Source organism: Shewanella sp. 10N.286.52.A9 (assembly GCF_041468985.1).
In the GTDB taxonomy this organism is placed as follows: Bacteria; Pseudomonadota; Gammaproteobacteria; order Enterobacterales; family Shewanellaceae; genus Shewanella; species Shewanella japonica.
On sequence record NZ_JBFRJQ010000035.1, the window covers coordinates 40,844 to 56,712 of the forward strand.

11 protein-coding genes are annotated in these 15,869 nt (G+C 40.8%); all 11 read right to left on the minus strand.

The annotated features are described in order from the left end of the window. Positions 1-130: 130 nt before the first annotated feature. Positions 131-1,717 carry a beta strand repeat-containing protein gene (locus tag AB4128_RS19850; RefSeq protein ID WP_372038720.1) on the minus strand — a complete coding sequence of 529 codons (1,587 nt, stop codon included), beginning with the start codon at positions 1,715-1,717 and terminating at the stop codon, positions 131-133. A 46-nt stretch (positions 1,718-1,763) separates the two neighbouring features. Beyond that, positions 1,764-2,303, minus strand: a complete 540-nt coding sequence (locus tag AB4128_RS19855; protein WP_055024380.1) for a hypothetical protein — start codon at positions 2,301-2,303, stop codon at positions 1,764-1,766. 343 nt (positions 2,304-2,646) lie between these two features. Then, entirely contained in the window at positions 2,647-4,521 is a 1,875-nt protein-coding gene (locus AB4128_RS19860) for a protein kinase domain-containing protein (RefSeq protein WP_372038721.1), read from the minus strand. Positions 4,522-4,590: 69 nt separating this feature from the next. Beyond that, positions 4,591-6,057 carry a NarK family nitrate/nitrite MFS transporter gene (locus AB4128_RS19865; RefSeq protein ID WP_055024379.1) on the minus strand — a complete coding sequence of 489 codons (1,467 nt, stop codon included), beginning with the start codon at positions 6,055-6,057 and terminating at the stop codon, positions 4,591-4,593. Between the two features lie 11 nt (positions 6,058-6,068). Continuing rightward, positions 6,069-6,395, minus strand: a complete 327-nt coding sequence (gene nirD / locus AB4128_RS19870; protein WP_055024378.1) for a nitrite reductase small subunit NirD — start codon at positions 6,393-6,395, stop codon at positions 6,069-6,071. Further along, the gene (nirB, locus tag AB4128_RS19875; protein ID WP_372038722.1) at positions 6,392-9,049 is read right to left on the minus strand and encodes a nitrite reductase large subunit NirB; all 2,658 of its coding nucleotides are present in this window, start codon (positions 9,047-9,049) and stop codon (positions 6,392-6,394) included. The genes nirD and nirB overlap by 4 nt, the downstream gene beginning before the upstream one ends. A gap of 329 nt (positions 9,050-9,378) precedes the next feature. Beyond that, a complete protein-coding gene (locus tag AB4128_RS19880; RefSeq protein ID WP_055024376.1) occupies positions 9,379-10,008 on the minus strand; it encodes an ANTAR domain-containing response regulator in 630 nt (209 codons plus the stop codon). Positions 10,009-10,010: 2 nt separating this feature from the next. After that, complete coding sequence (locus tag AB4128_RS19885) at positions 10,011-11,351, minus strand: glycosyl transferase (protein WP_372038723.1); 1,341 nt, start codon at positions 11,349-11,351, stop codon at positions 10,011-10,013. Further along, a complete protein-coding gene (gene cobA, locus AB4128_RS19890; protein ID WP_080915497.1) occupies positions 11,344-12,198 on the minus strand; it encodes a uroporphyrinogen-III C-methyltransferase in 855 nt (284 codons plus the stop codon). Before cobA ends, AB4128_RS19885 begins: the two co-directional genes overlap by 8 nt. Then, positions 12,198-15,080: a molybdopterin-dependent oxidoreductase gene (locus AB4128_RS19895; RefSeq protein ID WP_372038724.1), complete on the minus strand. Its 2,883-nt coding sequence runs from the start codon at positions 15,078-15,080 to the stop codon at positions 12,198-12,200. The genes cobA and AB4128_RS19895 overlap by 1 nt, the downstream gene beginning before the upstream one ends. 343 nt (positions 15,081-15,423) lie before the next feature. Beyond that, a complete protein-coding gene (gene cctA / locus AB4128_RS19900) occupies positions 15,424-15,759 on the minus strand; it encodes a tetraheme c-type cytochrome CctA (protein WP_055026312.1) in 336 nt (111 codons plus the stop codon). Positions 15,760-15,869: the final 110 nt, after the last annotated feature.

Below are 15,869 nucleotides of genomic sequence, written 5' to 3' on the forward strand. Positions count from 1 at the left end.
CTCCATGTGATTAAACAAAGTAACTTACATCTGATACTGTACCCGTATCATTAAAGCCAGATTAGCAAGCTAATCTGGCTTTAACAATTAGCCTAAAGGGTGTTTAAAATCCCTTTTGTATACTTTAGTACTACATACCTTGAGTAACGGTTGCCATGTTGTTTGAACCCACTTGAGTCACAACTGCACTGTTGCCCATGTCAGTTTGAGTAACTAGGGTAGTATTCATGCTTCCATTGGCATAAACGTCAGCAAAATGATCTGAACCTGTTTGCAAGATATCGATATCATTACCAGAACCAAGCCATGACTCACCAATCGCTTCGTTCATATCACCTGTTTGTACGATATCGACCATTGAACCATTACTTGAACCGTCAGCATATGCACTGTTATCGTTACCAGTTTGAGTAATATTAACGGTATTATTGCTACCCCATGTTCCAGCACCATATCCTGTGCCATAGAAACTTGAAGAATTAGCGTTATCCGTTACAGAATTCCCATTACCAGTTTGAGTGATAGTAATAGTGTTATCTGCGTTATAACCAGTTTTTGCACCAGCATAGTTGTCTGCGCCAGTTTGGTAAACATTAATGTCATTTGAAACACTAGAACCAGTTTGGCTAACTAAAGCCGTGTTAGAGTCACCACTTTGCATAACGATTGCAGTATCATCAGTACCCGCTTGATCAACTGTGGCAGAGTTACCCATACCAGCTGCTGAACCACTTTGAGTAACTGTTGCAGAGTTACCAGAGTTACTTTGAGTTACATTTGCCATTTGATCATAATCAGATTGCGTTACAGTGGCAGTTTGACTAAATCCTGATTGAGCGACCATTGCTTGGCCATTCTCACCGTCCTGAGTTACAGTCGCTAAGCCACTATCACCCGTTTGATCAACATCTGCCATATTATTTAAATTAGATTGAGTAACATATGCTTGGTTGTCGTTACCCATTTGCATTACATTTGCATCGTTAGATAAACCAGTTTGAGTCGTATTTGCTATATTGTTGTCACCTTCTTGACTAACAGCAGCAACAGTATCATCAGAACTAGCTATATAACCAAAGTTCAATGTCGTTTGACTAACAACTGATTGGTTACCAGTACCATTTTGATCAATCGAAGCAACTGCACCATCTGAAGATTCTTGAATAATTGAAGCATTATTCAAAGGTCCACCTGCTTGAGTAATTGTGGCATCTGCATAATCAGACCAATGGTTATAAATGTCCGCAATATCACCTGAACCATTTTGATTAATTGTAGAGTTAGCTGCATCCCCATTATCCTGTAAAATATTAGCGTTATTGTTATCGCCATTTTGATTTACAAGTGAGGCCGCATTTGCACCATTGTTGAAGCGCTGTTCGATAGCAGCTACGTTTTCATTACCAGTTGTGCTGATAATACCTGTCGCAGACTGTGTATCATCATGCTGAAAAATACTACCTTGGTTTAGATTACCAGTTTGAGTAATAGAGCCCATTGTTTCAGAAGTATCTTCTTGTGTTACTGACGCGGTATTGGTATCACCTGATTGAGTAATAAATGCATCATTATTTTCGCTGTTCAAAACTTGAGTAACAGTGGCACCATTGCCATTACCGGTTTGAGCAACGGTTGCTTCATTATCAGAACTTGCATATGCACTGCTTGACGCTAAAATCGCAGCTGACACTAATATTGCTAATTTAGAATGTTTCATTATCGTATTTCCCTTTACTGTGTATTATTAATTAATTTAATCAAGGTTAATTACTGCAACATTGCTGAGTTACCTCAACGTGTTGCGAATTACCCCACTGGAGTACACCTACTGCATTCCCAGATCCGTACTGCTGGATCTCGATTGAATTCTCGTAACCACTTTGTTGTATTAAAGCTACGTTTCCTGTTCCTGTTTGCATCACATCTAAAAGTAGGTTTTCACCCTGCTGAGCAGATAAAACGACATTTCCAACACCGACTTGCAATATTTCAGCTTCTACATTGGCACCAAATTGCGATGCCAAGACATAATGTTGTGAACCTTGCTGGTCAATATTTATCGTATTTGTGAAACCGTTTTGAAATGTTCTAGATTGATTATCTACACCAGATTGATTTAAATTTAATGAGTTATCGCTACCATCCTGAACAGCTCGAGCAATATTGGTCCCACTTGCGAGTTCATCAAAATCACTTAAATCTGACTGACTGAAACTAGGAAAAGAAGCTAGACATACAGCAACAGATAACATCCCTGCTATTGTTTTAACGCGATGTAATTGTTCACGCTTGAATAAGTCCATGCTTCCTGCCCTTCACTTTGTAAAAGAGTTATTGCCTTTACATTTCCAGTGAATTTAGTATTACTCGATATAATGTGTTCTGAATCCACCCCGAGTATTAAAGGAACTTAGACCAATAGACTAAAATGTATCCTAACCCCCACTTTTGTACTATAAAGAATTATCAAACTAAACAAGATAAAGCATTGATGTATAATTAAAATATTGAAAAGCGCCATTAAAATGACATATAACGAAAGGTTGAGCTGAAAAGCAGGAATGGAAAACAAGATTAAGTATTGGACAAACAAGATTGACTAAAATGGATTACGTATTTGAGCAGAATAAACTTGATTTATACTCATCACACAAGTGATAAATACAGTGACCAAATAAGCAAAATTACACTGACTGTTTGCCAAAACTTTACAGGATTTCGCTCAATAAAAGGAATGGTTGTTTTAGGCTTAGCCTTTGCTGGCGTGGTTAAAGCATGAATAAATTCATTCGTATCAACAAAACGAAATGAAGGCTCTATAGACAAGGCTTTTTCTAATGCGGTATCCATCCACTCCGGAACCATAGGATTGGTTTTGAAAACAGGTACATAATTTAGCTTTAAGAAGTCGCTGCGCTGATGGCATTTTGCCAACTGACCTTTAAAAGGTTGCTCACCTGCTAACATTTCATACGCTATCACAGCAAATGAAAACAAGTCAGCACGCCCGTCAGCTTGATACCCTAAAATCACTTCAGGTGATGTGTAATCTGCAGTACCAAGAATTTGATCGCGTTTTAGCGGCGTTGTAATTTCCGCAATACCTTTGATATGGCAAGCGCCGAAATCAATTATTTTCACCACCCCTTCACGAGTAATAAAAATATTATCTGGCTTTAAATCTTGATGTAATGTTTCTTTACGATGAAACGCGCGAATGCCTGTTTCAATTTGTTTGAGTAATTGCAATACATCTTCAACTGGACCTCGTTGATGTTGTGCCATCCAGTCAGCCAAACTTAAGCCTTCTAAATATTCTGTTAAATAATAGAGCGCCGACTTATTAAGGTGGTGATCAACGACTTTAACTACATGTTGACTATTGATTCGGTGGCCAATCCAGCTCTCAAGCATAAATCTCTCTATATATGCACCATCATCAATATAATTAACTGATGGGGTTTTCATACAACGTACTTCGCCTTGGCTATTTTTGACAACATACACCTGGCTGCGCTGACTTTGGTGAATCACTTTTATAATTTCGTAATCATCTAAACGCATTCCTACTTCCATTGGAGGCGGAAAAGGACGGCTAGCGAGCTTGTGATAAACATCGTCTATCGCTTGGGTGGGTAATTGTGAAACTGAAATTAATTGAGCACTAAGGTTGTCTTTACTATCAAACTTGAAAGCTTTGTCGGTGAGTTGCTGACAGAAGTGCTCGCAAGCTTGATCTGAGATCGTGATATTATTTTCTTGAAATACAGCTAACATCTTTTTTAATTCATGATCAGTCAACACATCATGAACACCATCAGTTGTTAGTAAATAAAAGTCACCAACCTCAAGATTCAGCTGCTTATAATCAACCTCAAGGTTTACATCCATACCTAAAGCTCGGGTTAAATAGCTTGTATATTCATTTACTGATGTGCTGTGATCTCGGGTTATTTTAACTAATTCGCCTTGCCTGAATCGGTATATTCTAGAGTCTCCAGCATGCAACATGTGCGCAGAACAAGACTTTAATACCAAAGCACTAAAAGTGCAGACATAGCCTTTACGAGCATCTCTATAGTCTTGACCAAGACCATACAACCAACGGTTAAGTGCAGTTAATACTCGTGTACTTGACGTTAAAACACTCCAAGACTCGGGTGTTGAGTAGTAATCAGCGATGAAGTTAGATACGCTAATAGCTGATGCTTTCGCACCACCTTCAGCCGCACTCACCCCATCGCTAATAACACTCACAATACCTTTAGTGGTTAACATTAATCCGGTTGGAATTTTTATACCAATTGCGTCTTCATTTTCTGATTTTCGGCCTTTATCTGAATATTGCCCCGCATGCACTTCAAGAGCACCCGATATTGGTAATTGTTCTTGCTTATTGTTCGGCAAAGTTAAACCAGTGTCTGATGATGACAATATAATGTCTTGTTCAACGTCGGTTTCTTTATCATGTCCTTTGTTAGTGACATGACTCAATGCTTGGTTTTTTAGATGTGATTGCATAAAACCCTTTAAACACCAACACCGTATCGTTCTAGTGATACGGTGTTAGTGATTGAGATAGATAAAAATCTAATTAACACTAATTAGTGTGACTTCACCTTTTTCATTCACCTCAGCCATATGACCTTTGGGCTCTGTCATAAAGAATAATGTGATGAAACCAATCACAGCGCTAATAGCAATAACGTAAAAGAATACAGAGGTTGAAACCATTGAGTAAACCGTTAAGAAAAACACAGCCCCAACATTACCATAAGCTCCTGTCATACCAGCAATTTGTCCAGTTAAACGACGCTTAATTAATGGCACGGCAGCAAATACTGCCCCTTCACCACCTTGAACAAAGAATGAACATGCCATCACCACAACAACAGCAAGCGGTAATGCCCAACTACCGTCTATTTGGCCTACCGCAAAGTATCCAACAGCCAAACCAGCGGTTAAAATTAGTAAGGTATTCTTACGTCCGAATTTATCACTTAACCAGCCACCACCAGGTCGAGACATTAGATTCATAAAGGCATAACTTGAAGCGACCATACCAGCTTGCGCCATGCCTAGGCCGAATGTTTCAGCAAAAAATAACGGCAGCATTGATACAACGGCTAACTCAGAACCAAAAGTGGTGAAATACAGCACATTTAATACGGCCACTTGTTTAAAAGGATACCGCTCAAACTCTGGCACCTCGTTAACAAAAATATCTTTGTTAACTTGATAAGTTTGATAAATGTCCACCAGTAATATAAGTACTAAACCAGCATAAATTAACTGGGTTGTTTGCTCTGCTAACATACTCACGCCAGCAGGCGACAATTTCCATGCTAACAAGGCTAACGTGGCGTACATAGGAAGCTTCATAAATATCAATAAAGCAAAATCCCCTTTACTGGTGACTTCTAATCCACCTGCTTTTTTGGGTTTAAAATAAGTCGACCCCTTTGGTGTATCGGTGACATTAAAATAGTAAACAAATGCAAAAATTAAGCTAATTAACCCTGTTAAGCCAATCGCGTATCGCCATCCGTCTTCGCCCCCAAAAAAGATGGCTAATCCAGGTAAAGTAAATGCAGCTGCAGCTGAGCCAAAATTACCCCAGCCGCCATAAATGCCTTCTGCTGTACCTAACTCTTTCGCAGGAAACCACTCACTGACGATGCGAATACCAATCACAAAACCAGCACCAATAAAGCCAATTAAAAAGCGCGCTAATGCCAATTGTTCAAATGAATTAGCCACTGCAAACATAAAACAAGGTATAGAACAAACACCTAAAAGCACAGAGTAAGTTAACCTTGGGCCATACTTATCTGTCACCATTCCGATAATAATCCGTGCAGGAATGGTTAATGCAACGTTCAAAATCAACAAGGTTTTAATCTGTGATTTAGTTAATCCCAAACTATCAGCAATAACACTTAACAAGGGTGCCGCATTAAACCAAACCACAAAGGTAATAAAAAATGCAATCCAGCTTAAATGCAGCGTTTTCATCTTCCCCGAAAACGACAATAAATTAAATTTCTCAGAACTCATACGACATGTCCCTATGACTTAGCCAAAACCAATACTTGGCCAGCTTCCTTTTTAATTTCGTAAGGTGAAGCAACGAGTGCTTCATCTTCTAAACACACGCCTGTCTCTAGGCTGTAATGTTGCTTATATAATGGCGATGCAACACAAAGCACTCCTTCCATATCGCAAATTAACCCACGGGCGAGTAGACTTACCCCAGTTGCAGGATCAACATTATCAATAGCATATAAACCATGCTTACCTAAATCAAAAATGGCAACTGCTTTGCCAGCAACCCAAGCTGCTACACCTGTTCCTTGAGGCAAAGTTGACTCATTACATACCGTTACCCAACTCATACTAGTTCCTCCACAGCTTCTTGCTCATTTTGTTCAGCAGTAATATCTTTAATCGCAATATTGCCAGCGCCAGATGATGCTATATCGACTGGGAATCGTTGTTCGCGTACACGATGGTATAGATGAGTTTCTCCCTCAGGTTTAGCTTCTGGGTTAACAAACTCATTGAAGCGAGCCAAAAACTCCGGTTTTTCAAGACTTGTTTTCCATTCACATTGATAGGCATCAACAACTCGACTCATTTGAGCATCTAATTCACTAGCAATCCCTAAACTGTCTTCAATTACTACAGATTGTAGATACTCAAGACCACCTTCTAGTGACTCCATCCACACTGAAGTACGCTGTAACTTGTCTGCTGTTTTAATATAGAACATCAATACTCTATCGATATATTGTATTAGTGTAGGCGTATCTAAATCAGTGGCAAATATGTCACCATGACGAGGTCGCATGCCGCCGTTACCAGCCACATATAAGTTCCAGCCTTTATCAGTGGCTATCACACCTATATCTTTACTTTGCGCCTCTGCACACTCGCGAGTACACCCCGACACAGCAAACTTAATTTTGTGCGGACTACGTAACCCTTTGTAGCGATTTTCTAAATCAATGGCTGTTCCAACAGAATCTTGTACGCCATATCGACACCAAGTACTACCCACACAAGATTTAACCGTACGAAGTGACTTACCGTAGGCATGACCAGTTTCAAAACCTGCTTCAATCAACTTCTGCCAAATAACTGGTAACTCTGATAATTTAGCACCGAACAAATCGATACGTTGTCCGCCAGTAATTTTGGTATATAAATCGTGCTCTTTGGCCACCGCACCAATCGCAATTAAGCCATCTGGAGTAATTTCACCACCTGCAATACGAGGCACCACTGAATAGGTGCCATCTTTTTGCAAGTTACCTAAATAAGCATCATTAGTATCTTGTAATTGCACATGACTGTTGTCTTGGTTAAGCACATATTTGTTTTGTAGCGAAGCAAAAATGGAAGCTGCTGCAGGTTTACAAAGATCACAACCAAATGTTGATGCTTCACCTGTTGCTGAGCGTTTACCGTGCTTAGAAATTAACGTATCAAAATCTTCAATACCTTCTACCTGGCACAAGTGATATAGAGATTGTCTATCATGCTCAAAATGGTCGCAAATGCCGGTATTACACTCAACACCTTCTGCAATAAGCGCTTCATCCATGACTTGCTTCACAAGTGCAGAACAACCTCCACAACCTGAAGCTGCTCGGGTACAAGACTTGATTTCTGCAATTGTGTGATTGCCTTCTTTTACAGAACTCACAATGTCCGCTTTTGTGACTTGGTGACATGAACAGATAATTGATGTGTCTTTCAAATCTGCAGCTGACTCTTCACCTGTCATTAATAAATCAACGGCATTACCTTCAATTTCATCCTGAGATAAATAACAATCAAGCAAACGGTTATAGTCACTATTGTCACCAACTAACACAGCTCCTTTTAAGAATTTACCCGTTTCATCTAACCAAAGCTTTTTATAAATGCCCGATTGGTTGTCCGATAATTCCACAAACTGGGCATTTTCAAAGCCACGGCTTTCACCGATTGCAGCAACGTCGACACCAAGTAATTTGAGCTTGGTACTCATGTCTGCACCAGTAAAGGCAGTTGATGATGTTGCCGTATCAGTTAAGCTAGCCACGAGACTTGCTACCGCTACACGTGCCATTTGATATCCAGGTGCCACTAAACCAAAAATGCGGTTTTGCCATAATGCACATTCACCAATAGCGTAAACATCTGCTGCTGAAGTCAAACAATTATCGTCGATTGTGATACCGCCACGTTCTCCCATTTGCAATCCACTTGAACGAGCAAGCGCATCTTGAGGACGGATACCCGCAGAGAAAACAATCATGTCAGTTTCAAGAAAACTGTCATCATTAAAAGTCATACGATGCATCGCTGACTCGCCATCAATAATAGCGGTAGTGGCTTTTGAGGTATGAACGGTAACCCCTAGATCATTGATTTTACTCTTTAATAAATCACCCGCTTTATCATTTAACTGAACAGGCATTAATTGTGGGGCAAATTCAACAACATGAGTCTGCACACCAAGTGCCATCAAAGCATTAGCAGCTTCAAGGCCTAGCAGGCCACCACCGACGACGACACCCACTTTAGATTGACTAGCCGCAGCTTCAATATCTTGCAAATCTTCAATGGTACGGTAAACAACACAACGTTCTCTGTCATTACCATTAATGGGTGGTACAAAAGGATAAGAGCCTGTGGCTAACACTAAGCTGTCATAATGACTCGTGACACCATCTTCGGTGGTAATGCTTTTAGATTGTGTATCTAATTCAGTTATTCGGGTATCAAGGTGCAGCTTGATACCCCAATCTAGATAATCTTGTGCACTTGTTAACATCAGCTCATCAGCGCTGCCTGTTTCAAAGTATTTAGATAGTTGCACCCTGTCATAAGCTGGGCGTGGTTCTTCACCAAAAACCTCAACATCAAACTGCTTTTGAAGCCCTTGACTGCATAATTGCTCGATAAAATGGTGCCCGACCATACCGTTACCGATCACAACCAACTTAGGTTTTTTGTTGACCGTTGTCGGTGAATTCGACGTTCCTGTAGAATTAGCCATCGTTGGCTCCTTTTTTATTTTTGAAATCAAAAAACAAAAAGGCGCCGATCTCCGCAAGCAGAGATGGCGCCATTGCCTTTATTCCAATTTTTAAATTAAAACTTTATATACTTTGTTATTCTCATTGACTCTAAAACGGATGATAGTAAAGACGCCATTGCCTGCTATATCGTTTATCACGTTTTAAGTCATTCGAGCGTTAACGAATGCGTTTGAGTTAATTTCGGTATTATTCATTTATGATTATGTGTTGCATTGACTATGCCAATTACAATGTAAATATAAGTACATAAAAACAAAGGATTATATTTACAAAAGACTTACCAACACTAGGCTTTGCTGTTCGCACCATGGGCACACGCACCAATTTGATGCACACGCTTTGCTTCAAGTTGTTGCGCCGCTAAAATGATTTCATTGGCCATTTCAGCAAAACTGATCGACTTGTCCATTGCTTGTTTCTGAATCATTTTATGTGCTTGAGCCTCTGTCACTCCCTGACGTTGTAATAATGATTTAGCCCTTGATACACGTTTTAAGTCAGTGCACTTTTCATCTAACTCTTTGACTTTCTCAAGCATAGTTGAAGCACTATTAAAGCGAATTTTAGCCAAGCCAACTAATGACTTTAATCGTTTAGGCGTCAGTTTTTCTGGTACAAATGTCACTCGCCCACACTGTAATAAACTCTTTAATAATTCTTCATCCCATGCGTACGCATTAACAATAATTGGCAGTGCCGTTACCATTAATAAACGCTCAATGAATACCTGTTGCAGTGGCGTCAAAGACTCAGTAAAAAACACCAAACAAAGAGCATTGCCTTTTATAATTTGGCGCTCTAACTGACTCAAAGAACTTGCTTCCATACACGGGTCGATACTACTCAACTCCGACATACAATCGATAAACACGTTTTCATTGGTAAATGAAGGATCTCGATATACTAAGTTAACCACGACTAAGTCCTCACTTCACGCTGCTTACTTTGATACTCTCTTGATGAAGAGTGATCGTATGCAGTTTCACAAATAGGATTAAAATCAGAATTACCAGAGATAAATTCTTGTTGAATATCATTTTGTTGTTCGTCAGCCCAGTCAACGTGTTCACTACAGTTTAACTGTTGATTATTAATGCCATTTTCAGACGTATCAAATTGGTGAGCATTATGAATAGATAGCTTATTTAATTGAGCAACGTTATTTCTACATAACCAACTTTTACTTGCATATGTTAGGGCTGTGTCAATTGTTAAACTCGGTGTTGATAGCATTTTCACTAATGCGACAGTCGCAGTAATACTGGCCATAGCTTGTTGTAATTGCCCATCTGTAAGTTCGCTTTCAGCAATATCTTCCCCGTGCCAAAGTTGTGCAAGCAAATAAGCTGGCAAGTCCGACTGCCCTACTTTAGCGCCAACAAATGCTTCAAGCTGAGTAGGAAGATCAACATGGTTCAATTCAAGTGTTTGCTTATCGCCACTTGCACCAAATCTAAGCAATTTTACACTTGTACTCACTCTTGGATTGATTTCTGTTTCACCTTGTAACCCCTTAAAAATCGCAATGTCGGCATGTTGCTTTGCTAAAGTATCGCAAGCTTGCTGCTCTGCTAGTAACATTGCGACTTGTTGGTGCTGCTCATCTAAACCTGGGTGAAAATAACTACGTAAACTGAATGGTGCATTGGTAGGATTGATACAGCGAACTGACATTTGAATTAAACTACGAAGGCCTAACTCCTGGTGCAAGCGGCGACAATCATTGAGCACAGGAACGATATCGGCAGAATTGACATAAATAATCCCTGTTTTTGCTAAATTAACTTTAGCTTGCTCTGCGGTAAAACAGCGTGGAATGTCTAACGCCGAAATAAAAGACTCTACATGTCTTCGGTGAGGAAGAGACTGGCTGTCACCATGTAAAATAATCGTTTGGCCTTTGCGCGCAATTGTTTTAGCGGCTAATAATAACCATGGTAATTGCTCTCGCTTTCCAGCATATACAGGCCAATCTATGTCCGCATTAAGGTCTTGCCATTCTTTGCCAACAAGCTGCTTTAGCCCAGAAGCAACGCCTGCAAGCTCCTCAACTGACTCACCTCTGACTCGCATTAGCATCATTGCAGCTGCCATTTGAGCAGATGATAGCTCCCCATTAGCGAAAGCCCTAATGAGATGAGATGCCTCAGCAAAATTTAAACTTCGGCTACCTTTCACGCCTTTACCTAATGCTTTAACCAGCTTGCGGTTATCAAAGTCATCAGCATCAAGCTGTGTTTTTGAATGTTGTTCAACCATTGACGACCTCGGCCATTGATGTCGCACTGACATCAGCAAGTAAAGCAGCTAGCTCTTGCCCAACAGCAACCACTTCACCAATAATAATCAGTGTCGGGCCAGAGTCTTTAATTGTTTCAGCTTGTTCTGCCATCGTTGAGACATTGGCGTAAGTCACTAATTGATTGGGTCTGCCGCCATTTGTGATAAAAGCAACGGGTAAATCAGCTGGCGCATCAACAGCGAGTAGCCCAGCTGAAATAGCCTTGGCCTGCTCTTTACCCATATAAAATACCAGTGTCGACTCAGCTGCGAGTAATGCTTTCCAATGTGTGGGGGCTTGGTCAAACTTAGTTCCCGTCACTAAAGTCACTGAACGTGCCGTTCCTCGAAAAGTAAGCGGAATACCCGTATTCGATGCGCAACCTAATGCCGCTGTTACTCCCGGTGTAAATCGGCTTATCAGGCCATTTTTTGCTAAAAATAGCGACTCTTCAGCACCGCGACCAAAGATATGCGGATCGCCTCCTTTTAGACGAACAACTTTTTTTCCTTGAAAGGCTAATTTGGCCAACAAGGAGTTAATATCATCTTGCTTATAACTAGGTTGGCCACAACGTTTTCCGACAAAGTGTCGTTCACAATCAACTGAAACGAGAGATAAAATATCACTGCTTACTAGGCTGTCGTAAACTAATGCGTCAGCTTGAGAAATAATTCTAGCGGCTTTAATGGTCAACAAATCAAGTTGGCCACAACCTGCGCCAACAATCTCAACCTCACCAGCAACTAACTCGCTGCTAGTAACATTAGAAGGATTACTCCCAGCAACACTATGGTTCACTAATTGACTGATTGAATGACTCATCACGCCACCTCCTCTTGAGTTGATTTGGATTGTTTTTTATTTTTTACTGCCACAGTCTCTATTGCCATATCTTCAAGACCAAGTAGCCAAACATCACTTGCACATTGCACCACTTCACTATGGCAACTGCCGCATTGCTTGCCACAACCCAATTCTGACTGTGTCTGTTCAAGCGCTTGTTCAAAATCACCTTGGCTCAATATCGCTTCATTACCACTTGTCCGTTGAGCAAACACCAAATTATCTAACGCTTGCAGCATTGAATCCTGAATTTTGGCCTCTGTGACACCAGTACACGCACAAATAAGCGGACTGTTGCCAGCTTTAATCAGTTGATGTAACCGGTTCATTAGCCCTGTATCTACTGTTTCACCGATAAGAAGATGCATCGGCTCAAGGGCGACTTCAACTTGCTGCTTACTTAGCAATTTAAGCGACACTAATTGGCCCTGATTCATATTGCACTGAACATGAATAACTTGCTTATTCAGTAAGCTCACCGTCCACTTTAAAGAGTAACTAGTAGACTGAAAATTAAAGCCTTTTTCCGCATCATCAAAAGCGATGTGATAACACTCACCCGCTGACAAACTTTGCTGAACATTCCAACATGTGCCGGTAAATAACGGGTCATGCTCGCCAAAGATAACCCCTTGTAATGCCAGCTCTACTTTAGTAACGGTTGTTGCTTGGCATTTAAAGCCAGGTTGCTTCGATATTGGGTCTAACTGACTATTTAGTGCTTGATTCACTCCTTTACCAAGGGAGAATTGCGAAGACCAATGCATAGACATGAAAGCCATATCGGGAGATTGATTGTCGTCGGAAACAACCCTCGCCGCAGCTTGAACACTCGATGTACTCTGTTCGCAACTTGCTAAATCACGCTCAGCATCAGGCGTTGCAAAACACACTAAATCGCCATCATTTAACTCAAGCTGTTGAATTTTGATTGGATGTAACGAGACAAATGGCTCAGGAATACTCGCCCTAAGACTGGCAATGTGGCCAGTGCGAGTCATGGTATGCCACTGATCCCGACTGCGGCCACTATTGAGCAATACTTGATGTTGACCGACACTCAACTCTGACTTGAGCGGCTGTGCTGCAATAAACTGCGCTTTATTAGAAGGCGTTGAAAATAGCCCATCTTGGTATAATCGACGTTCAGTTTGTCCAAGCATAGCGGCACTTGTTACTGGCCATTGAGTTGGCGCTAACCTGTCGTATTCAGCATCAGTTAATTCACTCATGCCAGAGATATCAAATTGTTTTTCAGGAAATTGTGCTTTTACTGCTTTTGAAAGCTGAGCAAACTCTTTAAACACAGCCGCACTGTTTGAGAATGTAAATGCTGCGCTAAACCCCATGCGTTTTGCGACTTCAGCGAGTGCCCACCAATCAGGTTTTGCATTGCCTTTAACGGGTATAAAGCCACGTTGACGAGTGATAACACGTTCGCTGTTAGTGACAGTGCCACACTTTTCTGACCAACCTAAAGCAGGTAATAATATGTCGGCTTGTTTTGCTGTTGCGGCATCTTGGGTGATATCTGATACCACCACAAATGGGCAAGCATCAAGTGCCTGCTGTACTTTTGCAGTGTTCGGTAATGAAACTAACGGGTTTGTTCCCATGATCCATACGGCTTTAATTTTGCCATCAGCCATCGCATCAAATAATTCAACTGCAGTTAACCCTTTATCTTGAGCAATGGATTCTGTTTGCCATACATCTGCTAATAACTGTCGTTCAGGAGCAGAGAATCCCATATGACAAGCAAGTTGTGTGGCAAGTCCGCCTACTTCTCGCCCGCCCATCGCATTAGGCTGACCAGTTAAAGAAAAGAAACCGCAGCCAACTTTACCAATATGACCAAGCGCGAGATGGCAATTGATGATTGCATTCGTCGTATCGGTACCTGAAGTAGACTGATTCACTCCCTGACAACTGGCAGTAATGACTTTTTCATTGGCAATAAACAACTGATAAAATTGAGTTAATTCGCTTTCCGTCAAGCCTAAATACGATGCAAGCTGGTCAGTTTTAACAAGATCAGTTTGTGAAGATAGGGTGTGAAGTACAACATCAAAACCTTCTGTGTGCTCATCAATGTACGCCTTATCTTGAGCCTCATTTTCAGAAATAAACTGCAATAAACCATTAAACAACAGACTGTCAGTGCCAGGCGTAATTTGTAAATGTAAATCTGCTTGAGCCGAAGTGGCCGTTTTAGCTGGGTCAACCACAATGATTTTTGTACCAGATTGCTCGCGCGCTTTAATCATTCGTTGAAATAAAACCGGGTGAGTCCAAGCGCTATTCGCCCCAACTAACACAATAACATCCGTTTGCTCAAAATCGTCATAACAGCCCGGCACTACATCTTCACCAAAGGCACGCATATGCCCACTCACAGCCGATGACATGCATAAACGTGAATTGGTATCTACATTGGCTGTACCAATAAAGCCTTTAGCAAGCTTGTTTGCTACGTAATAGTCTTCAGTTAGCAACTGACCAGATAAATAAAAAGCCACAGAGTCTGGCCCGAACTCAGCAATTGTCTTTGTAAAAGTGTCTGCAATTGTTGTTAACGCCACATCCCAGTCAATTGGCTTACCTGACTTACGTTTGGGATAACGCAGTGTATTAGGCTGAACCAAGCTTTCTAGTAAACGTTCGCCTTTAGCACATAACTGTCCTTTATTAGCTGGATGTTGCAGATCACCCTCAAGGTTATACATGGGTGCACTTGCTCTTGAGTTTTTCTGCTCATCGTTAACATGCGGCGTTACCTCTGCAAGAGGCGAAACACTAACACCACAGCCTACTCCACAATAAGCACAACTTGTTTGGATACTAGACCGGATATGAGACATGCAACTTCCTTTTACTGACAAAATTCTATGTCAATAACATCGCAAAAGTTGTGCCAATAGCCAAAGTTATGATTTTAAAGATGTTTTAAATTTGAGGGTAAGGTTTCAACCAAAAACTGTTCTAGATAAGTGCATTATTTTGCACCAATTAAGCGCAAACCATTGAAAACACAGTAATTTAAATACCTCTTTAGGGGTAGTTTAATTATAAGTCACTGAACATGCAATGTGTTTTTGATATACAAATATCAGTCAATTTAAGGCGCTTGAATCAAAGCAAAAAAAAAGCACCGTCATTAACGGTGCTTTATTCATCAGTTGTTACACAGTTCAACTAGCTCAATTACTGAGCAGAGCGACCATCATCATGACAACTATCACAAGTTGGTACGTCACCCACATTCATATCATGTGGCGCGTGACAATCGGCACACATTAACATGCCGTCATGCGGTGCATGATTATCATCCATTTCAGCTAATGTGCCATGACAACTTTGACACTGTTCAAACTCATACTCACCATCAGCAGATGGTTCACCATCAGCGTGACAGCTTTCACAGCCACCCATTTCGGCATGGAAATCAGCTAAGTTTTCATCTGACGCAAACGCGTTTGTTGACAATGTCAGTACAGCTAAAGCTGCTGCAAACAAAGCCACAAGAATTTTATTGCTCACTATAATACCCTCCATTTGTGATAATAAAGAAAACGATCATCAATTAGCTTTCTTAGTTATCGGTTATCAGCACGACATTTTGACTCAATATTTTGGCTCAATACTTTGAC

Bases quoted from the DNA above. Each gene is read 5' to 3' on its own strand.
- AB4128_RS19895 (WP_372038724.1), bottom strand. From the start codon at position 15,080: ATGTCTCATATCCGGTCTAGTATCCAAACAAGTTGTGCTTATTGTGGA.
- nirD (WP_055024378.1), bottom strand. From the start codon at position 6,395: ATGAGTTGGGTAACGGTATGTAATGAGTCAACTTTGCCTCAAGGAACA.
- nirB (WP_372038722.1), bottom strand. From the start codon at position 9,049: ATGGCTAATTCTACAGGAACGTCGAATTCACCGACAACGGTCAACAAA.
- AB4128_RS19865 (WP_055024379.1), bottom strand. From the start codon at position 6,057: ATGAGTTCTGAGAAATTTAATTTATTGTCGTTTTCGGGGAAGATGAAA.
- AB4128_RS19855 (WP_055024380.1), bottom strand. From the start codon at position 2,303: ATGGACTTATTCAAGCGTGAACAATTACATCGCGTTAAAACAATAGCA.
- AB4128_RS19850 (WP_372038720.1), bottom strand. From the start codon at position 1,717: ATGAAACATTCTAAATTAGCAATATTAGTGTCAGCTGCGATTTTAGCG.
- AB4128_RS19885 (WP_372038723.1), bottom strand. From the start codon at position 11,351: ATGGTTGAACAACATTCAAAAACACAGCTTGATGCTGATGACTTTGAT.
- cobA (WP_080915497.1), bottom strand. From the start codon at position 12,198: ATGAGTCATTCAATCAGTCAATTAGTGAACCATAGTGTTGCTGGGAGT.
- AB4128_RS19860 (WP_372038721.1), bottom strand. From the start codon at position 4,521: ATGCAATCACATCTAAAAAACCAAGCATTGAGTCATGTCACTAACAAA.